Annotated in this window: 36 protein-coding genes and 3 pseudogenes; 35 read left to right on the top strand and 4 right to left on the bottom strand. The window is 71.2% G+C overall.

Annotation, left to right across the window (positions count from 1 at the left end; translation table 11 throughout):
• The first annotated feature begins 33 nt into the window (after positions 1–33).
• The 3 genes from GSF02_RS10370 to GSF02_RS10360 all read left to right on the top strand — a co-directional run bounded on the left by GSF02_RS10370 (position 34) and on the right by GSF02_RS10360 (position 1473).
• A complete protein-coding gene (locus GSF02_RS10370; RefSeq protein ID WP_159795624.1) occupies positions 34–957 on the top strand; it encodes a M15 family metallopeptidase in 924 nt (307 codons plus the stop codon).
• The gene (locus GSF02_RS10365; protein ID WP_159795621.1) at positions 954–1196 is read left to right on the top strand and encodes a hypothetical protein; all 243 of its coding nucleotides are present in this window, start codon (positions 954–956) and stop codon (positions 1194–1196) included. The genes GSF02_RS10370 and GSF02_RS10365 overlap by 4 nt, the downstream gene beginning before the upstream one ends.
• An 88-nt stretch (positions 1197–1284) precedes the next feature.
• Entirely contained in the window at positions 1285–1473 is a 189-nt protein-coding gene (locus tag GSF02_RS10360) for a hypothetical protein (protein ID WP_159795618.1), read from the top strand.
• 64 nt (positions 1474–1537) lie between these two features.
• On the opposite strand, the gene GSF02_RS10355 is transcribed toward GSF02_RS10360, so the two are convergent.
• On the bottom strand, positions 1538–1678 hold the full coding sequence (locus GSF02_RS10355; protein ID WP_159795615.1) for a hypothetical protein: 141 nt from the start codon (positions 1676–1678) through the stop codon (positions 1538–1540).
• A gap of 274 nt (positions 1679–1952) precedes the next feature.
• Here GSF02_RS10355 and GSF02_RS10350 point away from each other — a divergent pair, with 274 nt between their 5' ends.
• The 24 genes and pseudogenes from GSF02_RS10350 to GSF02_RS10235 all read left to right on the top strand — a co-directional run bounded on the left by GSF02_RS10350 (position 1953) and on the right by GSF02_RS10235 (position 13205).
• Positions 1953–2408 carry a hypothetical protein gene (locus tag GSF02_RS10350; protein WP_159795612.1) on the top strand — a complete coding sequence of 152 codons (456 nt, stop codon included), beginning with the start codon at positions 1953–1955 and terminating at the stop codon, positions 2406–2408.
• A gap of 154 nt (positions 2409–2562) precedes the next feature.
• A complete protein-coding gene (locus tag GSF02_RS10345) occupies positions 2563–2826 on the top strand; it encodes a hypothetical protein (protein ID WP_159795609.1) in 264 nt (87 codons plus the stop codon).
• A complete protein-coding gene (locus tag GSF02_RS10340) occupies positions 2827–3735 on the top strand; it encodes a YqaJ viral recombinase family protein (RefSeq protein WP_159795606.1) in 909 nt (302 codons plus the stop codon).
• A 71-nt stretch (positions 3736–3806) separates the two neighbouring features.
• Positions 3807–4355, top strand: coding sequence for a hypothetical protein (locus GSF02_RS10335; RefSeq protein WP_159795603.1), 549 nt, complete (start codon positions 3807–3809; stop codon positions 4353–4355).
• The gene (locus tag GSF02_RS10330; protein WP_159795600.1) at positions 4348–4725 is read left to right on the top strand and encodes a hypothetical protein; all 378 of its coding nucleotides are present in this window, start codon (positions 4348–4350) and stop codon (positions 4723–4725) included. The genes GSF02_RS10335 and GSF02_RS10330 overlap by 8 nt, the downstream gene beginning before the upstream one ends.
• Positions 4726–4737: 12 nt before the next feature.
• Positions 4738–5151: a hypothetical protein gene (locus tag GSF02_RS10325; RefSeq protein ID WP_159795598.1), complete on the top strand. Its 414-nt coding sequence runs from the start codon at positions 4738–4740 to the stop codon at positions 5149–5151.
• Positions 5148–5339, top strand: a complete 192-nt coding sequence (locus tag GSF02_RS10320; protein ID WP_159795595.1) for a hypothetical protein — start codon at positions 5148–5150, stop codon at positions 5337–5339. The genes GSF02_RS10325 and GSF02_RS10320 overlap by 4 nt, the downstream gene beginning before the upstream one ends.
• Positions 5340–5400: 61 nt before the next feature.
• Entirely contained in the window at positions 5401–6168 is a 768-nt protein-coding gene (locus tag GSF02_RS10315) for an AAA family ATPase (RefSeq protein WP_159795592.1), read from the top strand.
• 5 nt (positions 6169–6173) lie between these two features.
• Positions 6174–6554, top strand: coding sequence for a hypothetical protein (locus GSF02_RS10310; protein WP_159795589.1), 381 nt, complete (start codon positions 6174–6176; stop codon positions 6552–6554).
• Positions 6551–7105, top strand: a complete 555-nt coding sequence (locus GSF02_RS10305; RefSeq protein ID WP_159795586.1) for a hypothetical protein — start codon at positions 6551–6553, stop codon at positions 7103–7105. The genes GSF02_RS10310 and GSF02_RS10305 overlap by 4 nt, the downstream gene beginning before the upstream one ends.
• A pseudogene (locus GSF02_RS19155) lies at positions 7102–7278 on the top strand (CHC2 zinc finger domain-containing protein); the annotation flags it as partial. The gene GSF02_RS10305 and the pseudogene GSF02_RS19155, both read left to right, overlap by 4 nt.
• Positions 7279–7306: 28 nt before the next feature.
• Positions 7307–7966 (top strand): toprim domain-containing protein, encoded by a 660-nt coding sequence (locus GSF02_RS18870; protein ID WP_235915495.1) that lies wholly within the window; start codon positions 7307–7309, stop codon positions 7964–7966.
• Positions 7963–8169, top strand: coding sequence for a hypothetical protein (locus GSF02_RS10290; RefSeq protein WP_159795578.1), 207 nt, complete (start codon positions 7963–7965; stop codon positions 8167–8169). Before GSF02_RS18870 ends, GSF02_RS10290 begins: the two co-directional genes overlap by 4 nt.
• On the top strand, positions 8166–8393 hold the full coding sequence (locus tag GSF02_RS10285; RefSeq protein ID WP_159795575.1) for a hypothetical protein: 228 nt from the start codon (positions 8166–8168) through the stop codon (positions 8391–8393). Before GSF02_RS10290 ends, GSF02_RS10285 begins: the two co-directional genes overlap by 4 nt.
• A 41-nt stretch (positions 8394–8434) precedes the next feature.
• Positions 8435–9571, top strand: coding sequence for a metallophosphoesterase family protein (locus tag GSF02_RS10280; protein ID WP_159795572.1), 1137 nt, complete (start codon positions 8435–8437; stop codon positions 9569–9571).
• Positions 9555–9842, top strand: a complete 288-nt coding sequence (locus GSF02_RS10275) for a hypothetical protein (RefSeq protein ID WP_159795569.1) — start codon at positions 9555–9557, stop codon at positions 9840–9842. The genes GSF02_RS10280 and GSF02_RS10275 overlap by 17 nt, the downstream gene beginning before the upstream one ends.
• Complete coding sequence (locus tag GSF02_RS10270) at positions 9808–10239, top strand: hypothetical protein (RefSeq protein ID WP_159795566.1); 432 nt, start codon at positions 9808–9810, stop codon at positions 10237–10239. Before GSF02_RS10275 ends, GSF02_RS10270 begins: the two co-directional genes overlap by 35 nt.
• A complete protein-coding gene (locus GSF02_RS10265; protein ID WP_159795563.1) occupies positions 10236–10445 on the top strand; it encodes a hypothetical protein in 210 nt (69 codons plus the stop codon). The genes GSF02_RS10270 and GSF02_RS10265 overlap by 4 nt, the downstream gene beginning before the upstream one ends.
• Before the next feature lie 65 nt (positions 10446–10510).
• Positions 10511–11161 (top strand): annotated as a pseudogene (locus tag GSF02_RS10260) (hypothetical protein); the annotation flags it as partial.
• Positions 11162–11196: 35 nt separating this feature from the next.
• A complete protein-coding gene (locus GSF02_RS10255; RefSeq protein ID WP_159795560.1) occupies positions 11197–11760 on the top strand; it encodes a hypothetical protein in 564 nt (187 codons plus the stop codon).
• A gap of 14 nt (positions 11761–11774) precedes the next feature.
• Positions 11775–12359 (top strand): DUF3310 domain-containing protein, encoded by a 585-nt coding sequence (locus tag GSF02_RS10250; protein ID WP_201308876.1) that lies wholly within the window; start codon positions 11775–11777, stop codon positions 12357–12359.
• Positions 12359–12706 carry a nucleoside triphosphate pyrophosphohydrolase family protein gene (locus tag GSF02_RS10245; RefSeq protein ID WP_201308875.1) on the top strand — a complete coding sequence of 116 codons (348 nt, stop codon included), beginning with the start codon at positions 12359–12361 and terminating at the stop codon, positions 12704–12706. Before GSF02_RS10250 ends, GSF02_RS10245 begins: the two co-directional genes overlap by 1 nt.
• On the top strand, positions 12703–12897 hold the full coding sequence (locus tag GSF02_RS10240) for a hypothetical protein (protein WP_159795558.1): 195 nt from the start codon (positions 12703–12705) through the stop codon (positions 12895–12897). Before GSF02_RS10245 ends, GSF02_RS10240 begins: the two co-directional genes overlap by 4 nt.
• Before the next feature lie 71 nt (positions 12898–12968).
• Positions 12969–13205, top strand: a complete 237-nt coding sequence (locus GSF02_RS10235; RefSeq protein ID WP_159795555.1) for a glutaredoxin family protein — start codon at positions 12969–12971, stop codon at positions 13203–13205.
• On the opposite strand, the gene GSF02_RS10230 is transcribed toward GSF02_RS10235, so the two are convergent.
• Complete coding sequence (locus GSF02_RS10230) at positions 13176–14150, bottom strand: alpha-hydroxy-acid oxidizing protein (protein ID WP_235915494.1); 975 nt, start codon at positions 14148–14150, stop codon at positions 13176–13178. The genes GSF02_RS10235 and GSF02_RS10230 overlap by 30 nt on opposite strands.
• A 145-nt stretch (positions 14151–14295) precedes the next feature.
• On the opposite strand from GSF02_RS10230, the gene GSF02_RS10225 reads away from it, so the two are divergent.
• The 6 genes from GSF02_RS10225 to GSF02_RS10200 all read left to right on the top strand — a co-directional run bounded on the left by GSF02_RS10225 (position 14296) and on the right by GSF02_RS10200 (position 17834).
• Positions 14296–14778, top strand: coding sequence for a hypothetical protein (locus GSF02_RS10225; protein WP_159795552.1), 483 nt, complete (start codon positions 14296–14298; stop codon positions 14776–14778).
• 79 nt (positions 14779–14857) lie between these two features.
• Entirely contained in the window at positions 14858–15166 is a 309-nt protein-coding gene (locus GSF02_RS10220; RefSeq protein ID WP_159795549.1) for a hypothetical protein, read from the top strand.
• 33 nt (positions 15167–15199) lie between these two features.
• Positions 15200–15775: a potassium channel family protein gene (locus tag GSF02_RS10215; RefSeq protein WP_201308874.1), complete on the top strand. Its 576-nt coding sequence runs from the start codon at positions 15200–15202 to the stop codon at positions 15773–15775.
• Between the two features lie 153 nt (positions 15776–15928).
• Complete coding sequence (locus GSF02_RS10210) at positions 15929–16531, top strand: TOPRIM nucleotidyl transferase/hydrolase domain-containing protein (RefSeq protein ID WP_159795546.1); 603 nt, start codon at positions 15929–15931, stop codon at positions 16529–16531.
• Positions 16532–16678: 147 nt separating this feature from the next.
• On the top strand, positions 16679–17062 hold the full coding sequence (locus GSF02_RS10205) for a cupin domain-containing protein (protein ID WP_159795543.1): 384 nt from the start codon (positions 16679–16681) through the stop codon (positions 17060–17062).
• A gap of 127 nt (positions 17063–17189) precedes the next feature.
• Entirely contained in the window at positions 17190–17834 is a 645-nt protein-coding gene (locus GSF02_RS10200) for an HAD-IA family hydrolase (protein WP_159795540.1), read from the top strand.
• A gap of 91 nt (positions 17835–17925) precedes the next feature.
• Here the strand turns inward: GSF02_RS10200 and GSF02_RS10195 are convergent, their stop codons facing one another.
• Positions 17926–19221 (bottom strand): glycosyltransferase, encoded by a 1296-nt coding sequence (locus tag GSF02_RS10195; protein ID WP_159795537.1) that lies wholly within the window; start codon positions 19219–19221, stop codon positions 17926–17928.
• 284 nt (positions 19222–19505) lie between these two features.
• Between GSF02_RS10195 and GSF02_RS10190 the strand changes: the two genes are divergently transcribed.
• Together GSF02_RS10190 and GSF02_RS10185 are read left to right on the top strand one after the other, a co-directional pair.
• A complete protein-coding gene (locus GSF02_RS10190) occupies positions 19506–20735 on the top strand; it encodes an acyltransferase family protein (RefSeq protein ID WP_159795534.1) in 1230 nt (409 codons plus the stop codon).
• Positions 20732–21151, top strand: a complete 420-nt coding sequence (locus GSF02_RS10185) for a VOC family protein (RefSeq protein WP_159795531.1) — start codon at positions 20732–20734, stop codon at positions 21149–21151. Before GSF02_RS10190 ends, GSF02_RS10185 begins: the two co-directional genes overlap by 4 nt.
• Here the strand turns inward: GSF02_RS10185 and GSF02_RS10180 are convergent.
• Positions 21117–21967, bottom strand: a pseudogene (locus GSF02_RS10180) (SARP family transcriptional regulator); the annotation flags it as partial. The gene GSF02_RS10185 and the pseudogene GSF02_RS10180 overlap by 35 nt on opposite strands.

Genomic DNA, 21967 nt, shown 5'->3' with positions numbered 1-21967 from the left:
GGCCAGTGCCCTCCGGGGCTACTGGCCGAACTCATGCCCTACGGAAAGCACGGCAACAGCGGCGACCAGCGCGCGTTCCTGCGCAAGGACGCTGCCGAGTCGTGGAACCGCGCCATCGCCGATGTCGAGCGGCGCACCGGCATCAAGCTCCGCGTCCGCGGCTGGAACCGCACCTACGACGAGCAGGTCGAGTTCTTCCTCGCGCGGCACCGCGTGGCCAAGGCGAGCGAGACGGCCTGCTGCGTCTGGCAGGGCCGGCGCTACCACTTCACCGGCACCGCGCACGCTGCCCCGCCCGGCATCTCGAACCACGGCTGGGCCCTGGCTGTCGACGTCATCGACTTCGGCGGCGTGGGCGACTTCGACAACCCCCGTCGCAAGAAGGCCTTCCCGATCCTCGCCGAGCACGGCTGGACGGAGACGGAGGGCCGGGGCCGGATCCAGGAGCCGTGGCACCTGGTCTACGACCCGACCAAGGACAAACACAAGGGCGAGAAGCCCGAGGAGGATGACATGACCCCCGCGCAGGATGCTGCCCTCAAGGAGATCCTCGACTTCAAGCGCGCCGCCGAGAAGGTCCTGCTGAACGGCAACAAGGTGCCGCGCACCGGCAAGGACGGCGTGCCCTGGACGGCCAACCTCATGGCCGCCATCGCCCGCCTCGACAGCACGCTGGTCAAGGGTGTCACGCCCGACTGGCCGGCCAAGCTCATGGCCGCCATCGCCCGCCTCGACAGCACGCTGGTCAAGGGTGTCACGCCCGACTGGCCGGCCAAGCTCATGGCCTCGCAGGCGAAGACCGAGCGCGACGCCGCGAAGATCAACGGCCTGGAGGCTGCCGTCGCTGCGCTCGCGCAGTCCAAGGGCCTGGATGGCGAGGCGATCAAGAAGGCCGTCCTCGACAAGATCGACGAGGCGCTTGACGGCCTCACGGTCACGCTGACCAACGCGGGGTGACTCCCTTGTCGGAAAACCCGCACGCCAAGGTCTCCCTCGAATCCATCTACGAAGTAAGCCTTGATACGAGGGAGCGGGTCATTCGCATCGAAGGGCAGCTCAAGGAGCTGAACGATTCCCGGGACGATCACGAAGCCCGCATTCGCAACATCGAGCGTCGACTCTGGATTATCGCCGGAGCCTCAATGGTCGGCGGCGCCGGTCTCGGAGAAGTCCTGAGCCGCGTTCTAGGGGCCTAGGCGCCCCTCTCCGCCACCAACCCGCAAGCCCCAGGGTGATTGCCCTAGGGGCTTTTCTCATGCCCTCAGAAGGGCATTTGGAGGGACCATGAAGTTCAAGATGCCCAGCGCCAAGACGCGGCGATACCTGTACCGCGTCGGCAACGCTGCCGTTGCCGTTGCCGTTGGCTACGGCCTGCTGAACGGCGAGGAGGGTGCCCTCTGGGGACTCCTCCTGAACGCCCTGCTTGGCCTCGCTGACGCCAACACGCCCGCGGAGAGCTCCGAGTCGGAGTGACCCCCCAGAAGCAACTAGCCCCCTCGCTCGCCTTCCCGGCGGGTGAGGGGGCTCTCTTGCTGTCTCAGGCGCTCTCGCTCTGGCGCTGCCGCTTGCGCGCCTCGATCTCCTCGAAGGTCGCGAACGTGTCTTCGAACCGTGCAGGGGTTGCTCGCGCACTGGCCTTGCCGGACAGGAGCGCCTCGATGCGCTTGGCGTGATCCACGCAGAGGTCAACCTCGAATCGCTGACCCTCTCGCGTGATCCGATAGCGGGTTGTGGGCTTACCCACAGCCTCGCAGACGTCGCAGACCACTACCTGTTTGCGTGCCATGCAATTTCACCCGCGTCCTGTGTTCTTCGATGGGTGTCTAGCGTAGGCGCGAGGTGTTTAGTCGTGCAACACTGGGGCACTGTTCACCCTTGACAGCAGGGTTGAGCGGGTGGACGATCCAGTCAGAGCAGTAGTAGACGCCAAGCGCGAAGGGAGGGGAAGAACGATGCCGGCGAGCAAGATCCAGGACCACACTGAGGTCAAGCGTTGGTTCGATGAGGGGGCCACCTACCCGCAGATGGTTGACCGCTACCGCGAGAAGTACAACATCGAGACCACGATTCAGATGTGGTCCAACTACGGGCGTCGGCGCGGGCTCAAGCGCCGAGTCGCGTGGGATCCGCAACTACTTCCCTGGAAGGTCCGGGACGAACACCGCAACCGAGGGCACTACGTGATGCTGACCCGCGAGGCACGACGCCGCGCGGGTCTCCCCGTGCCCGAGGATGGCCTTCGGCGCCTGGAGTCTTGGAAGGCGAAGTTGCAGAAGAGTGGCCGGGTGGTCCACTACGACCCCGACGTCGAGCCCTACTTCTTCGCCGTGCCGGCGCGCCCGGGCATAGACACTGACCTGATCCGGGTCCCCGACAAGGTGGAGCGAGCTCTGCCATCGCGGGAGTGACCCGCAAGCCCCTCTAGCGGGGCATCCTCTTCGACGGGGCGTGAGGCCGAGGGTGAAAAGGTTCGCCGGGCCTTGCGCCCCGTTCCGTTGCCAGGGTAGAAAGCCTTGACGGCGCGAGGGGCGTCAACGGTTTACATTGAGAGGGAGTCAAGGAGTGGCACCCAGGGGGAAGAGCGTCATCCTGTTTGGGGCCGGCACGGAGCTGGTCCTCGACTGGGAGGGCGGCGATCTCTACATCGAGACGCCGGTCGACGACGCAACGGACGACGAGGGCCTCGCCGCGGCGCTGGCTGAGGCGAAGCGTCAGGGTCTGGAGGTGATCCCGTTCGAGGAGATCGGCGAGGTGCCGGAGGTGGACGACTGCCTGCGGCTCTACCTCACCCCGACCGACGCACGCGAGATCGAAGGGTGGCTCTAGTTGAGCGTTAGCACGCAGGACGTGGACCTCACGCCGGGCAGTGAGGCGTGGTCCAAGCTGGTGTCCGGGAGCAAGGTGGCGGCGATCCTCGGGGTGTCCCCGTGGTCCTCTCCCCTGGCGACCTGGCTGGAGATGAAGGGCAGGGTCCCGCGCGAGGAGGTGACCACGGACTCGCAGAGTCGTGGCACCTACCTGGAGCCGTCGATCCTGGCGTGGTGGCGTGATCGCCACCCGGACCTCCTCGACTACGAGGAGCAGGTGACCGTCCCGTTCGAGGACTGGGGCATCGCCACGCTGGACGCGCTGGCGCTGACCACGGACTTCGAGCGCATCGGCGCCGAGGCGAAGAGCACGGCCAAGTGGGATGGCTGGGGCAAGGAGGGCACGGATGAGATCCCGCCCTACTACCTGGCACAGGTGGACTGGCAGATGCTCTGCCAGACGGACCTCGCCCGGGTGTACGTGCCCGTGATCGGCCCGTTCCTGGACTTCCGCGAGTATGTGGTGGAGCGCGACACGAGCCGGCTGGAAGAGCTGGAGGCTCGTGTGCGCGAGTTCCGCGCACTCCTGGACAGCGACGTGGAGCCCCCGCTGGACGACCATCCGGCGACTCTGAGCGCACTCAAGCGGCTCAACGACAGCATCATCGAGGGCAAGGTGGAGATCATCCCTGAGCAGTTGGCCCAGGAGTTCATCACCGCCGACGACGCCTTCAAGGCGGCCGAGTCCCGCCTCGTGGCGGCGAAGTCCGCCATCACCAAGCTCGCGGGCAAGTCGCAGTACATCGACACGCATTACTACGAGCCTGGTCGCAAGGAGCCGAGGACCCTGCGCGTGGCCCGCCGGCAGCGCCAGGGTCGAGGTGTCCCCTACCTGGTGCGACAGGCGAGAAAGTGGCCCGGTGTTTAGGCTTGACACGACCAGTCAACATCGGTTAGAAGTACCCCTGGCAGGGACCCCAGACATCGGGAGGAAGCCGAATGGCATCTGAGGAGGGGCTCTCGATCACGCTCAAGCGGCGTGAATCGGAGCGATACGCACAGGACGGGACGTGGCTTGTCGCCCACGGCTCGCCCGAGTCGATCAAGCGGGATCTCGGGAAGGCGTTCGGTGTCGAGACCGACGGCCTCACTCTGGTTCAGCTCGTGACCGAGGTGGAGCGCCTGTGGCGCCAGGAGGACTCGTCGAAGCCGCGTCGCTTGAGCGACCGAGGCGCCAAGGGTGAGGACAAGGTGTTTAGCCTTGACGGCACTCCCCCGGCGGACAGCACCGAGACCCCGGTCGACGTCGCGGTGCGAGTCCTGGATGGCGAGGTCATCGAGGAGAAGGCCGACGACCCGTGGGCCGACGCCACGCCGGCCACCAACCCGCCCGTCGAGGAGCCGAAGCGGGAGCCGGTGTTCGAGGCCATCGAGGCGGCCACGTCGAAGTCGGAGCTCCAGCAGGTGTTCCTCAAGTTCAAGTCGGAGTTCGCGCGGCCTGACGTTGCCGCCGCGGCCAAGGCACGCACGGAGGCCCTGAATGCGTAGCACCGAGAAGCGGCTGCGGGAGGACAGGGACTACTGGAGGGCGAGCGCCGACTCGTGGCGGCGGCTGTACTACTCCGCCGAGGAGCGCGCCGAGGCCGCCGGAGTGCGGCATAACGAGTACCGCCAGGCCTACGAGGACGCCGGCCGCGAGCTGACGCAGGCCCGCGACGAGATCGACCGACTCCAGCAGGAGATCGTGACGCTCCGCTCCCGAGAGGGGGAGGCGGCCATCGGCACCGTCCGCGTCCGCGTCGAGCCCGAGTTCGACAAGTCAGTCCTCGACAACATCGAGGCGCTCGCGAACGCCATCGGCGACATGCGGACTGACATCGACCTGCTCTTCGCCCGCACCAGCAAGCACAACCACTGAGGGAGATCCACTTTGGCACTCAAGAAGTTCACCGCGTCCGACCGTTCGTTCTTCAAGCCGGCCGAGCACGCCAACGCGTTCGCCATCCTGGCCGAGCCCAAGGAGTTCAAGCCGCAGCACCCGTGCTACCAGGGCGAGCTCAAGGACGTGGTCTTCGCTGACCTGGCGGTGTTCGAGACCGCCGAGAAGGGCGTCGAGCCGACCCTCTTCCTCAACGCTCAGATCGAGGCCGTGGCCCTCGTGAACCAGCTCAAGGAGTGCCTGGGCGACGGCACCGTCGTCACGCTGACCAAGAAGAAGTCGAAGACCGGCGGCACGTCGTACTGGTCCTTCGAGGACGGCTCCGCTGAGGCGTACAAGCTGGCCGAGGCCTACATCGAGAAGCGCGACGCCGCTCTCGCCGACGTCCCGGAGTACCTCAAGTGATCTGGCAGCAGTGGGTCCTCATCGCGTTCTTCGTCTGGGACGTGATCCTCGCCGGCGTCATCCTCACGCTGGCCGCGCTCTCGGCCAAGGTCTCGGGTAGGCCAATCGCGCGCACGCGCTTCTACCTCGCCGCGGCGTTCGGGATCCTCCTCAACCTTTCACTCATCGCCGTCACCCTGAGCATCTAAGGAGTTCGCCCTGCTCACTGCATCACGTGCATTCGTCCGTGAGGGTGAGGCAGGCGTCGAGATGCCGAGGCTCCCTGAGCTCGCCGAGCTGTACGACGACCCGTGGAGGTTCCGCCTTCGTCAGGGGATGCTCCTGATGATCGCGGGGCGCTCCGGGTCGGGCAAGAGTCTGTTCGCCATGTGGCTGGCCGCCATGATGAAGAGCCGGACTCTGTACTTCTCGGCGGACATGAGCCGCGATGACGCCACTTCCCGTCTGGCCGCCTGCATCACTGGCGACACCATCGAGCAGGTCCAGACGGCGCGGGACACCGGCGAGGGCATGGAGAAGTATCTCGATGCCCTCGCCGCGACCCCCTTCGAGTTCTCTTTCCAGAGCCCGATGACGTGGCCCAGCATCGAACGGCACATCGAGGCGTATGTCGAGCTCCACGACGCCTACCCCGACGTGTTCGTCTTCGACAACCTCATGGACTTCGAGGACGCCGAGGCCGAGTACAGCGTCCAGATGGAAGTGATGAGCCGGCTGACCGAGCTCGCCCGCACCACGGGCGCGACGATCATCGTCCTCCATCACGCCACCGACAAGGTCCACGGCGCTCCCCTGTGGGTGCCGCCCTCCCGCGACCAGGTCAAGAACGGCATGTCCGAGAAGCCTGAGCGCGTGCTGTCGGTCGCGCTGGACGAGACCTCCGGCAAGTACCGCGTAGCCATCACGAAGAACCGCGGTGGCAAGCAAGACCCGGGCGCTGTTCGCCCTATCACCCTGTGGTCCGACCCGGAGCGTGTCCGGTTCTACCGCTGGGAGCCCGCAAAGGAAGGTGTTTAGGGTTGATGACTAGCAAGCAGAAGGCTGCGCGCCAGCGTGGCGCACGGTTCGAGATCGACCTTCTCAACGCCCTCCGCGAGGTCGGCCTGGACGCCGAGCGGCTCCGGCTCGCCGGCGTCGATGACGAGGGCGACCTCGTGGTCCGGGAGGGCTCCGGCGGCGAGGTGCTCTACACGGTGATCGAGGCCAAGGCGGAGAAGGAGATGAACTTCTCCGGCTACGTGGCTGAGGCCCAGAAGGAGCGCGAGCACTTCATCCGCCGCCGGGGCCTCAACCCGAGCTTCGTCGACGGCATCGCCGTTGTGAAGCGCCCCGGGAAGTCGATCCTCGACGCCTACGTGGTCACGACGGTCCGGGACTACTTCATCCTGGAGGCGGACTCGTGACGCACCGATCCACGGCCGACCTGCGTCGGCGGGTCTTCGAGGAGTTCGCCGTCATCGCCAACCGCGAGCTGGGCGACAAGTTCGAGGACCTTCCAGTGACCGCCAGCGTGGTCAATGAGATCGCGCAGAACCTCGGGATGCTCTCCACCGAGACCGGTCGTGCCGCCCAGACAAAGCGCTCCAACGCTCGTCGCACGCTGCGCACATGGCTTGCCGACTCTGACCACTACTCGCCGTTCATCGACGAGGTGGCCGTGCGCCGGGCTGTGGAGTTCACGCCCGGCGCCTACGACGCCCTGAGTGACGACGAGCGCAAGGAGTTCGTCACCCGCCTCATTCAGCACCCCGACCCCTTCGGTCAGCGGCTCCTCCTCATCGAGGAGGTCGTCAGGGAGAGATGGCCGAACAAGCAGATTCGGTTCGGCGAGACGCCTCGCTTCAAGCGTTGGACCGCCCTGCCGGAAAGCGAGCGCAACCGGATCAGGGATGCGTACGACAAGGAGAACCGGCGCCTTCGCAACCTTGCGAGCGAGGAGGCCGAGGCTGCATGACCAAGACCCCGAAGCCGGAGCTGGAGAAAGTTCTCGCGCACTACGGGGTCACGGTTCATGGGCAGCGCGGAATGGTCTCGTGCCCCTTTCACAAGGACGCACGGCCGTCTCTGTCGCTCGACCTCAACAAGGGCCTTTACCACTGCCATTCCTGCGGGCGTGGCGGTGACTCGTGGTCGCTAATTCAAGAAATGGAGAACTGTGACTTCCGAGGAGCAGTCCGATTCGCCACTGAGACCTCTCTCTCGCCAGCGGAGGGAGTGGCTGGAGAAGGCGACGACGACGTTTACGAACTCCATTACGCGGGAGGCAGCCGCGTGGCTAAAGGCAAGAGGCGTCGAGAAGGAAGACGCGCTTGGAAGCCGTCTTGGTCTCGTAGCGACTGACTACCCGGGGTTCGAGCGTTACGCCGGCTGGCTGTCCATCCCCTACCTCGCGGCCGACGGGCACCCGGTGTCCATGAGGTTCCGCCGGCCCGACTGGGTGACCACCGACGGCCCGAAGTACCTGGGCTTCGCGGAGGAGAAGGCTCGCGTCTACAACGTCGAGTCCTTCATGGGCAGCTCGCCCGACATCCACATCGCCGAAGGCGAGTTCGACACCCTCATTCTCAAGAAGGTGTTCGGCTCAGCGGTCGGATACCCCGGCGCGAACGTCTGGAAGAAGCACCACCGCGTGCTCTTCGCCGGATTCTCCAACGTCTACGTGTGGGGCGACGGGGATGAGGCGGGTCGCAAGTTCACGGAGGAGATGGTGGCGCGCATCCGCAGCGCCAACCCGGTCTACCTCCCGTCAGGCGAGGACGTGACCTCGCTCTACATGAAGCACGGAGCGGACGGACTGAGGGGGTTGATCGCGTGACGGCAGCTTGCGAGTACGTGGTGTTCAAGGGGTCGCCGAACCCTGACTCCCCCGCCTTCGGGCCGGACGAGAAGTGCGGAGAGCCGGCCGATCCGGGAAGCGACTTCTGCACCCGGCACGCCTGGGTGGACGAGTACGCGGAGGACTTCATCGCCGCCCGCGAGGACATCTGGCCCGAGTTCTACGAGGAGAACTGCGAGTGAGCCTGGCAGAAGCGGCCCGAAGAGAGCCGGAGAAGCCGCGCAGGCCGTCTTTCCCGGAGACCCTGGCCCATCGCCTACCCCCCGAGGAGTTCGAGGGCCTCATGGCCCTTCTCGACAATCCTGCGTGGTCGGCAGAGGCGATTATCCGCGAGCTCAAGGCAAGCCACGACATCGAAGTGTCCGCCAGCACTGTGAAGAAGTACCGGAGAGGAAGGCTGACGTGACACTAGCCGAAGCTGCAAAGGCTCTGCCCCCCACGCCGAGCGTGAACCGACCCGCCGACAAGGCGCTGACGCGAGCCCTGGAGGTGAAGGGGGACACGGTGGAGGCCACCGTCAACCTGGCGCCCGACTCCACCACTGCGCCGGAGGGCGAGGCCCGCACCCTTCTCCAGAACTACGGGCTGGATCCTGACGAGTACGTGGTCACCGGCCTCCGCTCCTCGGAGTGGACGATGCTCGGCGGCAAGGTAGGCAAGAGCTCGCGGTTCACGTTCGCTCGCCGCGGCTCCGCTGCGGCCGGCGTCGTGCTCCCCGACCTGGACGACCTGCACCGCGCGGTGAAGCGGGACCGGCGCAAGGCGCCCGCCTTCAAGGCGGTGGCCGAGAGCATCTCGGTCCTGGCGGTCCTGGCCGACCTCCAGGTGGGCAAGGTGGATGCCCGCGGCGGTGTCGAGGAGCTCCTGGAGCGCCTGGAGGCGAGCCTGGAGGGGTTCCGCGACTACTGCCGCGAGGTGAAGCCCGAGGAGATCATCCTCTTCGACGCTGGCGACGGGATCGAGAACTTCGAGTCGGGCGACGGCTCCTCGGACCGCACCAACGACCTGTCCCTCACGGAGCAGATCCGGGTGTTCCGCCGGGTGCTGTGGACGTGGATCGACGAGGCCTCTCGCCTGGCGCCTTCGGTGAAGGTGCTGTCGGTGGGCTCGAACCACTGCCGGGTCCGCAAGGGCAAGTCGAACATGGGCAACGCCACCGAGGACTACGGCATTGAGGTTCTGACCCAGGTCGCCGACATGGCGAGCGTCTACCCCGAGCGCTACGGCCACGTCGAGTTCTACGCCCCGGAGCGGACGTCGGACTCGGTCGCCATCGAGGCCCTCGGCGGGAAGGTCGTAGGCCTCGCCCACGGGCACCAGGTGAGCAACCCGGACAGGTTCCCGGACTTCCTCGCCAAGCAGGCCGCCGGCCGTACGCCCATCGGCACCGCCGACCTGGTGGTGTTCGGGCACTTCCACAACCTGCGCATCCAGACGTGGGGCGACGACCGATGGCTCTTCGTGGCCCCGACGTCGGACAACGGCTCGGCCTGGTGGCGCAACATCTCGGGCGCCGAGTCCGCGCCTGGGGTGATGGCGATGACCCTCGACGCGAAGGGGTGGCGCGATGTCGCAGTCCTCTGACCTGAGCTCACCGAACGTCGTCGAGTCCGTCAAGCAGGCGGCCAGCCGGACCTTCCGGCGCTACGGATCCCCGTGGGTGACGACGGTCGAAGACCTGGAGCAGGAGGCGTGGCTCTACCTGGCGACGCACTGGCGCTACGTCGACTACACCGACGGCGCCCGCACGTTCGCTCTGGAGGGCCACCTGGGTAAGCACCTGGAGCGCGAGCTCCAGAAGCACGACAAGGACATCTCCTATGAGGACTGGGCAGATCAGCACCGCGACGACTAGCGGGTACACCTCCGAGCTCGTCACCTTGCTCCTGCCCTACCTCTGGGAAGGCAGCATCCCCAACGGGATCGCCAGCCCCTACGAGGCCGACCCGGACATGCCGCGAGGGTCGGCGGACCCGTCCCACACGGGGACGTGGATGGCGATGGTTGCCGATGTCCGCACCGCCTGGGAGGAGCCGGTTCTCACTCCGACCGAGCGCCGGCGCCTCCTGCGCTTCTCGATCCTCGGGGGCGAGCACGGGCACATCAACGACGGCACGCACAGGCGCTCCGCCTACGGCCTCCTGGCCGAGTGGGAGGGTGCGAGCCGATCCGCAGTACAGGCCTCGGTGGAGGCCGCAGCAAGCAAGCTCGCCGACGTGGCGAACGGGCTGGACCGGGAGGGGTTCGGATGATCGTTGCAGTGCTAGTGAGCGCCCGGTCGTGGCGCTCGGCGGACAAGGCGCAGGCGAAGGCCTGGGATGCCGCCATGCAGATGGCCTTGGACTACGGGCTGGAACTCGACCTGGAGGGCTCGGAGGAGACCTCCTACCGGCGCTGGTTCGGTCGCTACGAGCACGTGATCGCCGCCTCTGTGGCGCTTGAGCAGGACGAGGTGTGAAGCCTTGACGAACTACCGCACACCGCGCTTGCTCGACCTCTTCTCGTGCGAAGGGGGGGGCGGCGGTCGGCTACCACCGCGCCGGGTTCGAGGTCGTGGGCGTTGACCTGGAGGGGCGCTTCGAGAAGCGCTACCCCTTCGAGTTCCACCAGGGCGACGCCATCGAGTTCGTGAAGGAGCACGGTCACGAGTTCGACGCGATCCACGCCTCTCCCCCGTGCCAGGGATACACGCGAGGCAACGCCGGCCGCGAAACCAAGTGGCCCAAGCTGATCCCGCAGGTGCGCGAGGCGCTGGAAGCCACGGGCAAGCCCTTCGTGATCGAGAACGTGAAGGACGCCGGCCCGCACATGGTCGACCCGGTGGGGCTGTGCGGCTGCATGTTCAACATGCACACCACGGACACCGACGGCGAGACCATCCACCTCCAGCGGCTTCGCCTCTTCGAGACCAACTGGGGCCTGGAGGCGCCCCGCGCATGCGACCACTCGGCGCACAAGTGGGTAGCTGGCGCCTACGGCGGTGCCCGTCGGGACAAGTACGAGGCGAAGTACGTCCGCAAGGGCGGCTACGTCCCGCCCGACAAGGGCGTAGTGAAGGCCCTCCTGGGCATCGACCACGACATGACGTGGAACGGCCTGTTCGAGTGCATCCCGCCGGCCTACACGGAGTGGATCGGCCTGAATCTCCGCCGGCACTTGCTGACCACGGTGTGAAGGCTTGCCGGCATCAATGAACCAAGGAGCGTGCAGTGACACTTCCCGGCCTCTCTGTCCGTGGCGACGAGGTGAGCGCCGTCGAGGAGGAGGTGGCGGCTGTTGTCGACGTCCTGGAGGACGCACAGGTCGCCGCGGTGATGAAGGCGCTCAAGGCTGCCGACGGCGCCGAGACGCTGGAGGACGCCGCCAAGGCGGTCCTCGCCTCGCTCACCGAGGGGCGCAAGAAGCACATCGCTGCCGCCGCGCGAGCGGTCGTGTCGACGTCCTACGAGCTCTTCGCCGAGCGCGACTGGCACATGGTCGCCATGCGCAACGAGGGCCACAACCTCGTGTACGGGCTCTACGGCACGGAGAACGCCGCCAAGAAGGCCCTGGAGAAGAACGAGCTGGGCCTGTTCGGCACGTGCGGGGTCTTCCCCGTGCAGAGCGCGGCGAGGCGCCGGGAGTTCATCAAGGACGCCATGAAGACCAAGGAGACCCGAGCCGTGTGCGCTCGGTGTGGTCACGGCGCCGACGCCCACTCGGTGAGGAAAGCCGACCCGAAGTGCTGGGGATGCTCCGCCAAGTGCCCCGGCTACGTGAAGCCTGAAAAGTAGTGAGGGAGAAGCAAATGACGCACGAGTTCGAGCCCGGTGACCTGGCCGTAGTGACCGGCGATGCGGCGCACTGGGACCACCAATTCCCGTCCGGCACCGTCGTCGAGGTTGTAGCGCCGGAGAGCGGTTCATTCCTGGTGACCACTCACTCCGATGTGCGCGAGTGGACCTCGACCATGGACGGGGCTCCGGTGTGTCGGAGTGTCCATGCGACGGATCTCAAGCCGCTCCCCGAGGGCTGCGACGCCAAGCCTGGCGACACGTGCTGCATCACGGACGGCCGCATCTGTGCCAAGAAGTTCACGACGAACGACCTCACCGTCGACCACACCGACATCGGGAAGCTGACCATCAGCAACCCCGTGAAGGCCGAGAACGACGCCGTCGACCACCCGGCGCACTACTCCACGGGGATGCCCGACGGGGTCGAGGTCATCGACGTGATCCGCGCCCAGGGTTGGCTCAAGGACTACGCCCTCGGGAACGTCGTCAAGTACGTGCTCCGGGCTCAGTACAAGGGCAACGCCCTGGAAGACCTCAAGAAGGCCCACAAGTACCTCGGCTGGGCCATCGAGGAGATCGAGAAGGAGGACGCCTGATGCTGACCCTGGAGGAGTACCAACTCCGTGCCGGCGAGACGGCGATCTACCCCGGTCGCGAGATCACTGACGGCCGCGAGGGGCTGCACTACCTCGTCCCCGGCCTCGCCGCCGAGGCGGGAGAGCTGGCCGGCCACTGGGCCAAGGCGATCAGGGATGACAACGGGGCGCTGAGCGGCGACCGCTACAACCTGATCCGCAAGGAGCTCGGCGACATCCTCTGGTTCGTGGCGATGATCGCGGACGAGTTGATGGCCCCGCTGGAGTCCGTCGCCAGCGAGAACCTCGCCAAGCTCGCCGACCGAGCCGAGCGCGGTGTCCTCCAGGGGTCGGGTGATAACCGATGAGCCTTCACCCTGACATCCTGCGCCTCGTCCTCGACCTGTCTGGCGCCATCGACAAGGCGCTGGATCAGAACCCCATCGCTCGGGACCTGAGCATCGGCGTGACGATCACGTCCTACGGCGACCATCTCGCGACGCTCTACGAGGACGCCATCGACTTCGATCCCCCGGCGCCCAAGCACCAGGACGCCTAACCACTACCCCCCCCTGCCGGGGCTGCATCGCTGACGCGGTGCGGCCCCGGTTCTCTGTCTGGAAGGAACCCATGCCCCACGTAACCGTCTACAGCACGCCCGACTGCCAGGGCTGCAAGGCGACCTACCGCAAGCTCGACAAGCTCGGCCTGGAGTACGACGTCAAGGACGTGAGCACCGACCCCGAGGCGCACGCCCTGGTCGCCTCTCTCGGCTACCAGCAGGTGCCCGTGGTCGTGGCCGGCGACCGACACTGGTCCGGCTACAGCCCGGACAAGCTACAGTCCCTCGTCGAGCACGCGGCCTGAAACGCAGAAGCCCCCGCCCCTGAGCGTTTGCCCAGGTGGCGGGGGCTTTTTCGTGTTCGAGGGTGGCATCCCTGTTCGCAAGACTTCGAGGAAGGTCTCGACGGCGGCGCGCGGCAGGGGTGAGCGCAGGTTCGCGGCGGTGGGGCCGGGGAACCGGCGCGCCATCGTCAGCAGCGACCGCACGGCGGCGGGCGTGGGCCGCGGCGCGGGGCCCGACGGCGGCACCGCGCCGCCGTCCGGCAGCAGGCCGCGGGCACGCGCCTCGACCAGGCGGCGGAACGCCGGGTCGGAGGTGTACTGGGCGATCCCCTGCCCCCGGGCGAACGGCAGGTAGCCGAGGTCGAGGTCGCGCGGGCGCCAGCCGAGCACGTGGGTGTCCAGCGTGACCACGAGCGCCCCGGCGCCGCTGGCCTCCGCCCGGGCGACGAAGGACTCGACGACCGCGTCGTGGTCCGACCAGTACAGCTGGAACCAGCGCGGGGCGTCGCCGAGCGTGCGCGCGGTGTCCTCCATCGGGGTGGAGGCCTGCGACGAGATCATCACGGGCAGCCCCAGGTCGCGCGCCGCGCGGGCGAGCTCGGGCTCCGCGCGCGCCGGCCCGCGCACGGCGAGCTCGAGCGCGCCGATCGGGGCGAGCAGCAGCGGGGCGGGCAGCTCCCGCCCGAGCAGCGTGGTGCTCAGGTCCCGGCGACCGACGTCGACCATCTGCCGGGGGACGATACGGTGGCGGGCGAACGCTGCGGCGTTGGCCGCCATGGTCCGCTCGGCCCCGGCGCCGCCGGCGACGTACGCCCACCCCGTGGCCGACATGCGGCGGCGGGCTGCCGCCGCGAGCGCCGCGGGGGCCACCGGCACCGGCGGGCGGTGGCCGTAGACCCCGGCCCGGAACACGGCGCTCTGCACGGCGCGGCCCACCCCGACGTGGCGCGCGAGATCGCTCAGCACTCCTGGATGCTCGCACGCCGGGTGCCCCGCCGTCTGCCCCGTACGGGCCCGCGGGCGTCCCGGGGTCGCGCTGCGAGCGCCCGGCCTGCGTGCCTACGGTGACGTATCGGACGGCACTCCGTACGGACACGCCGAGGAGGTCATCATGAGCAACGACCAGTCGCAGATGCCGGGCGCCACCGACGACGAGCGCGTGCCCACGCCCGACGTCCCGGAGGAGGACCCCTACCTGGAGGAGGAGCCCGAGCTCGCCGACGCGGGCCCGGAGCACGACCCGGCGCAGCCCGCCGGGACGGGCGCGGTCTCCCCGGGGCGCGTGGAGGGCGCCGGCGGGCTCGCCGAGGACCAGGGGCTCGTCCCCGACGACAGCTACGACACGGGCCAGGCGGCCGGAGCCGACTCCGCCCACCCCGAGACGCGCGAGAGCTACGACACCGGCGAGGCCGGGCTGCACGACTCGGCGCAGACCGGTGAGCGGGAGAGCTTCGACAGCGGCCAGGCGGAGGTCGCCGAGTCGGCCGAGACCGGTGAGCGGGAGAGCTTCGACAGCGGCCAGGCCCAGCAGGACCCGCACCTCGTGCGGGCGGACGACCCCGGACTGCAGGAGGACCGGTTCGACGCCGGGTGAGCGGGACGACGCCCACCACCTGCGGCGCCCGGGCCGGGACCGGCCGGACCGGGCGCCGCGACGCGTCTACGATCGCGGCGTGAGCGCCTCCCCCGCCGCCGAGACCGGCCCGGTCGCCGCGTCCGCCGTCGACCGCGACAGCGCGGCCGCGCCGCCACTGCGCTGGGCCCCCGACCCCCTGCTGGGGTCCCCGTACGAGCAGGCGGCGCTGGGGCCCGCGACGCTGGTACGCGGTCCCGCCCCCGCGGCCGGCGCCGCCGGGCCGCGACGCGAGCGCGTCCCCGAGCTGGCGGCCGGGGCCGACGCCGCCGCGCAGGACGCCGCGCTCGCGCAGCACGGCGCGGTGCTCGTCCCCCTGACGGGACCGGGCGCCGCCCGCCCCCGCTGAGCCGCCCCGGCCGGCGCGTGCCACACTCGGCTCATGCCGCCGGCAGGCCCCGGCCGTGACGTCATCCGCCTGCTGACCACCACGACGGTGGTCCTGGCGCTGCTGACGGCCGCCTACTTCCTGCTGCCGCTGCGGTTCGAGGACGCCCAGCACCCCTGGCTGCGGCTGACCGGCGCGGTCGCCGCGCTCGCCGGCCTGGGCGTGCTGCTGGCCCGCAACCGCCGCCGCATCCGCCGGCTCCCGGTCGCCTACCGGCGCATCGAACGGCTGCTGACCGCCCTGTACGTGCTCGTGCTCGCCGCGGCGCTCGTGTACTACGCCGTCGCGACGCTGTGGCCCGGCCAGTTCGTCGGCCTGCGCACCCGCACCGACGCTCTCTACTTCGCCGTCACCGTGGTCAGCACCGTCGGGTTCGGCGACATCCACGCCGCCGGCACGGGGGCACGCCTCGTCGTCACGGTGCACATGCTGTTCGACCTGATCTACCTCGGCACGGCGGTCCGGCTGCTGTCCTCGGCGGTGCCCGCGCCCGCGCCCGCACCGACCACCGCGCCCGAGACCGCCGACCCGGCGCCCGACCCGGCCGTCGAGGACCCGCGCGACCGGTGACCCCGGTCGTCGAGGCCCGGCGCCCCCCGCATGGGCGGACCGGGCGGGTGACACGGTCGCTTGGCACACTATTCAGTGGCCATTCCCTCGCTCCGTGCCGCCGGGGCGGGTATGCCGTTGCCCCGCCGCGCCGGCCGCGGGACGCTGGGGCGCATGCCGGTACGCACGGTGGTCCTGGTGGAGGGCGCGAGCGACCGCGCCGCCGTCGAGACCCTCGCCGCGCGCCGCGGGCTCGACCTGCGCGCGGCCGGTGCCGTCGTCGTGACGATGGGCGGGGCCGGCGGCGCCGGCCGCGCGGTGGACGCCGCCCTCGCGGGCGGGGCCGGCGTCTGCGGGCTGTACGACGCGGCCGAGGAGCGCTTCGTCGCCCGCGCGCTGCGCCGGCACGGGCTGACCGAGAGCGGCGACCGCGCCGAGCTCGCGGCCCTCGGCTTCCACGCCTGCGTGCGCGACCTCGAGGACGAGCTGGTCCGCGCCCTCGGTGTCGAGGCGACGCTCGCCGTCGTCGAGCAGGAGGGCCACCTGGACCGGTTCCGCACCTTCAGCGGCCAGCCGGAGTGGCGCGGCCGGCCCGCCGTCGACCGGCTCCACCGGTTCTGGGGCACGACGGCGGGCCGCAAGGAGCACTACGGGCGCGCGCTCGCCGCCGCGGCGCCCGCCGAACCGCCGCCGATCGGCGCGCTGCTCGACGACGTCGTCGCCCGCGCCGCCGGCCGGCCGGTGCCGCTCCCCCACGGCGCGACCGACGAGACCTGACCGGCGCGACCCCACCGGCGCGACGCCGGCGCGACGCCGGGACGCGACGGGCCGAAGGGCCCTGGTCCCCCGCCCGCGGGGGGACCGATCCTGGGTGCACCACCCACGCACCGGAGCGTGAGTCGCGAGCCGTGAGAGGAGACGGCGATGCAGACGGTGGAGCACGAGACCTTCGCCAAGCCGGCGGAGGTGCGCACCTTCCCGCACGGGAAGGCCGAGATCCTGGAGGTCGGCGACAGCACCATCGGCCGGCTCGTCCTGGAGCCGGGCTGGCGCTGGTCGAACGACGTCAGGCCGATCGCGGGGACCGAGCTGTGCGAGGCCCCGCACTTCCAGTACCACCTGCAGGGCCACCTGAAGATCCGGATGGCCGACGGCCGGGAGATCGAGGCGGGCCCCGGCGACGTCACCAGCCTGCCGCAGGGGCACGACGCCTGGGTCGTCGGGGACGAGACGGTGATCGTCGTCGACTGGTACGGGTCGACGAACTGGGCGAAGGCGGCCGACGCCGGGGGGTCCACCACGCCCTGAGCCGTGACCGGCCGGGACGGGCGACGGCGGCCCCGCGAGGGGAGCCGCGGGGCACCGCCGCGCCCGCGCGGCCGGCCGGCCGTGCGCCGCCGCGCCCCGGAGGTGCCCCGCGGATAGCGTGGCGGCCATGAGGTTCGACGTCGAGGCCGTCCTGTTCGACATCGACGGCACGCTGGTGGACTCGACGCCCGCCGTCGAGCGGATCTGGCGGACGTGGGCCGGCCGTCGCGGGCTCGACGCCGAGGAGATCCTGCGCGTCTGCCACGGGCGCCGGACCGAGGACACCCTCGCGCTCTTCCTGCCGCCCGGCGAGCGCGGCGCCGCCGTCGCCGAGCTCGCCGAGCTCGAGCTCACGGACCTGGACGAGGTGACGGCGCTGCCCGCCGCCCCGGCGCTGCTCGCGCGGCTGCCCCGACGGCGCTGGGCGGCAGTCACCTCCGGCGCGCGGCCGATCATGCGCGCCCGGCTGGCCGCGGCCGGGCTGCCGCTGCCCGAGGTGCTGGTCGCCGCCGAGGACGTCAGCGCGGGCAAGCCGGACCCGGAGGGCTACCTCAAGGCCGCGGCGGCGCTCGGCGCGGACCCCCGCCGGTGCCTCGTCGTCGAGGACGCCCCCGCCGGCATCGCCGCGGGCGCGGCCGCCGGGGCGCGCACGCTCGCCGTCGCCACCTCGCACGACGCCGCCCGGCTCACGGCCGCCGACGCCGTGGTGGCCGACCTGACCTCCGTCGCCCTCGCCGTCCTGCCCGACCGCCTCGCGGTGACCGTCGGGTAGCCGGGCCGGCGGGGTCACCCGTGGGCCACGGGCGCGGTGCAGCCGGCGCACGCGACGTCCGCGGCGCGTGGTCTTCGCGGTGCTTGGCACACTATTCGCCGCGGGGCACCGGCGTGCGCAGGTGCTCCTCCAGCAGGTCCGCCGCCGTCCGCGTCCCGCCGCGGGAGCGGAGGTCGGCCCCGAGGCGCGCCGCGGCGGCCCGGAAGCCGGGGTCCGCCAGGACGCGACGGCAGGCCGCGGCGACCGCCGCCGGGCGCGGCGTGCCGGTGCGCAGGTCGACCCCCGCGCCGTGCCAGGCGACGCGGGCGGCGATCTCGGGCTTGTCGAGGTCGCCGCCCGCGACGACCAGCGGCACGTCGTGCCGCAGCGCCTGGAGCACTCCCCCGTAGCCGCCGTTGGTGATCATCGCCGCGGTGCGCGGCAGCAGCGCCGGGTACGGCACCATCGACGCCACCCGCGCGTTGGCGGGCAGCGGGCCGGGCAGCGGCGGCGTGCGGTGGCCCGTGCCCACCACGACCAGCACCTCCTGGTCCGCGAGCGCCTCGAGCGCGGGCAGGATGAGGTCGCGCGGGTCCACGTTCGCCGTCCCCTGGGTCACGTGCACCACCGGCACCTCGGCGCGCGCCACGTCGTCCCACCACGCCGGCAGCACCGCCCCCGCCGGGGCGGCGCTGCCGGCGGTGAGGTCCCCGACGAAGCGCACGTGCGGCGGCAGGTCGGCGCGCGGGTAGTCGAGGGCGGGCGAGCCCGCCGCCACGACGAGCCGGGGCGAGAACCACAGCGTGGCGAAGCTCTCCCGGTCGGGCGGCAGGCCGGCGGCGGCGCGGGCGCGGCGGTACCGGCGCACGAGCGGGCGCGTGCCGGCGGCGACGGCGGCGCCGAGCACGGCGTCGCGTGCCGCCCCGACCGGGCCCCGCGCGGGCGTCAGGCCCAGGCCGGTGGGCGGGATGCCCTTGCCGGGCGGCCACACGGCGATGGGCGAGACGGTGGCCCAGCGGCAGCCCAGCCGCTCCGCCGCGAGACGGGTGCCGAGGGCCATGGGGTCCCCGGCCAGCAGGTCCCACGGCTCGTCGTCGTACGCGGCCAGGAGGTCGGCGGCCTGCGCCGGGGCGGTGCCCAAGAACAGGTCCTCGAGGTTGACGAGCACCTGGCGGAAGCCCTTGCGCTCGCGCATCCGCGGGAACGTCGCGGCCAGGTCGCGCTCGTCGAGGTCCGGGGCGCGCTGCCAGGGCACGGGCCGCGCCCCGGCCGCCTCGACGGTCCTCGCGTACTGCCGGCCGGTGTGCACGCGCACGTCGTGCCCGCGCCGCACCAGCTCGGCCGCCACCGCGCACAGCGGCAGGGCGTGCCCGGCGAACGGCATGGCCGTCATCATCACCGACGCCATGCGTCCACCATCACCGACGCCATGCGTCCATCCTCGCCGTCGCCATGCGTCCGACTATGGCAGGGGCGGGGCACGGGCCACCAGGGCGGCGGCGCGCCCCCGATTCACCCACGGCCGCCGTTCCGCGGTCCCCGGCGCACGCCTACCCTGAACGGGCGGGGGCGCTTCGACGGCGGTCGGCAACGGGGAGGTCCACCGATGACAGCGACGTCCGCGAGCCCGTCCTGCCGGCGCGACGCGCCGCCCGCGACGGTCCCCGCGTCCGGCCGGCGCGAGCCGTGCCGATGAGCGCCGATCGTCCTCCGACCACCGTCCAGACCGTCGCCGCCCCGCCGTCGCGGCGGACCGCCGGCCGCGACCGGTATCTCGACCTCCTGCGCGCCGTCGCGCTGGTCCGTGTGGTCGCCTACCACGCGTTCACCGGTGCCGGCTGGCTGAGCATCGTGTTCCCCGCCATGGGCGTGATGTTCGCGCTCGCCGGGTCGCTGATGGCCCGCTCGCTCCAGCGGCCCGCGCCGTCCGTCGTCCGCGGGCGTGCGCGGCGGCTGCTGCTGCCCCTGTGGGTCTACGTCACCGCGATCCTCGCGGGGCTGCTGTGGGCCGGCTGGCGCCCCGCCACCGCGCCCGGCGGCTGGTGGGGCGTGGTGCTGTGGTTCGTGCCGGTCGGCGACCCCGCCGCCCCCGCGAGCGTCGGGCCGGCTGACGGCGCGGTGGAACCGTCCTGGGCGTTCCAGTCGGCCGAGATCCTCTGGTACGTCCGCACCTACTTCTGGCTCGTCCTGCTGTCACCGCTGCTGCTGCGGGTGTTCCGGCGGTGGCCGTGGCCCACGCTGCTGGCTCCGTTGGTGCCGGCCGTCGTCCTGGGCGTCGGCGTCGTGGCGCTGCCCGAGCCGATCGACAGCCCCGTCACCGACGTCGTCACGTTCGCCGCGTGCTGGATGCTCGGCTTCGCCCACAACGACGGGGTGCTCCAGCGGGTCCCGCTGCGCCGCGTGCTCGTCGGGGGCACGGTGCTGATGTTGGCCGGGATCGGGTGGGCGGGGAGCGCCGCGGACGAGTACGGCTGGGACCTCAACCTCAACCCGCTCGCCCAGGCCCTGTGGTCCCTCGGCGCGTGCCTGATGCTGCTGCGGGTCTCGCCGTCGTGGTCGAGCCTGCCGCGCCTCCTGCGGCCCTTCGACCCAGCCGTCACGCTGATCAACAACCGGGCCGTCACGATCTACCTGTGGCACAACGTGCTGCTCGCGCTCACCGTCCCGCTGGTCGACGTGCTGTGGGCGGTCCCTGCGCTCGAGCTGTCGATCCCGTGGCTGCTGGACAGCTCCTGGCTCCAGCTCGCCCTGGTGTGGGCGATGCTCGGGCTCGTGATCCTCGCGGTGGGCTGGGTGGAGGACCTGGCGGCGCGGCGTCCGGCGCGGCTGTGGCCGACGGGCCGGCGCACCTCGCACCGCAGCACCTCGCACCGCAGCACCTCGCACCGCAGCGCGCCGGGCCGTGCCACGATCGCGCCATGACCGAGCCCGCACCGCCCGTCCGCCAGCTCCGCCTCGTCGTCGAGGCCGAGGACTACGACGCCGCGCTGGCCTTCTACCGCGACGTCCTCGGCCTGCCCCAGCTCGAGGCCTACGAGGGCGGCGACGGCGCCCACGTCGCGATCCTCGACGCCGGCCGGGCCACGCTCGAGATCGCCAACCCGGCCCAGAAGCGCCTGATCGACGACGTCGAGGTCGGCCGCCAGGTGGCCCGCCACGTCCGGGTGGCGTTCGAGGTGGACGACTCCCGCGCCACGACGTCACGGCTCGTCGACGAGGGCGGCGCCGAGCTCCTCGCGCCGCCCACCGAGACCCCCTGGCGCTCCCTCAACGCCCGGCTCGAGGCTCCCGCCGGGCTGCAGCTCACGATCTTCCAGGAGCTCGGCCCGGCGGAGTGAGACGACCGGGCTCCGGGGCGCCGAGGAACGCCTTGAGCGCGGCGAGGTGGTCGGCGACGGGCCCCGCCGTCAGCGTGCCGCTGCCGGCGCCGGCGACCTCCGCCGCTGCCGGCGCGAGCGCCCGCCGGGCCCGCTCGGCCACGGCCCGGCTGCCGACGGCGACCGCGGCGCGCCCGGCGAGCACCCACTGCGCCTCGAGCAGCAGGCCCGGCGGCGGGTCGGGCAGCCGCGCGACGGCCGCCCGGGCCTCGTCCGGGCGGCCCGCGGCGAGCAGGCGCCAGGGCCGCGTCCAGGGGGCGTACGGGCCGTCGTCGACCGTCGCGCCCGCGACGGCGGCGGGCACGACGTCGCGGGGGTCGGCGTCCGCCGGCGTCCGGGCGACACGCAGGCACAGCAGCGCCAGCGGCAGCAGGCCCTCCCGCATGCCCGGCATCCCGGCGCCCGCCAGCGCGCGGTCCGCCGCGCGGTAGGCGTCCTCGGCCTGCGCGAGCGGCGCACCCTCGACGGCGAGCCGCATCGCGCGGAACCACGCGACGAGCACCTCGACCAGGGGGCGCTCGTGCCGTCGCCCCAGGGCCGCCGCCCGGGCGGCGTGCTGCTCGGCCGCGGGCAGGTCGCCCAGGGCGCCGCGGGCCTGCATGCGCAGCAGGTGCCCGAGGATCTGCCCGGTCGGGGCCCCGTGCCGCCCGGCGACGTCCAGCACCTCGGCGCCGATCGCGTCCCGGTCCGGGGCGAGCCCCGCGCGCCAGGCCGTCTGCAGAGCCTGCGCGCCGAGGGCGGCGACGAGCGTGCCGGGGTCCGCCGACGCGCGCGCGA

This window comes from Puerhibacterium puerhi (genome assembly GCF_009846865.1).
GTDB classification, from domain to species: Bacteria; Actinomycetota; Actinomycetes; order Actinomycetales; family Cellulomonadaceae; genus Puerhibacterium; species Puerhibacterium puerhi.
This window is presented reverse-complemented; position numbering and strand designations above follow the sequence as displayed.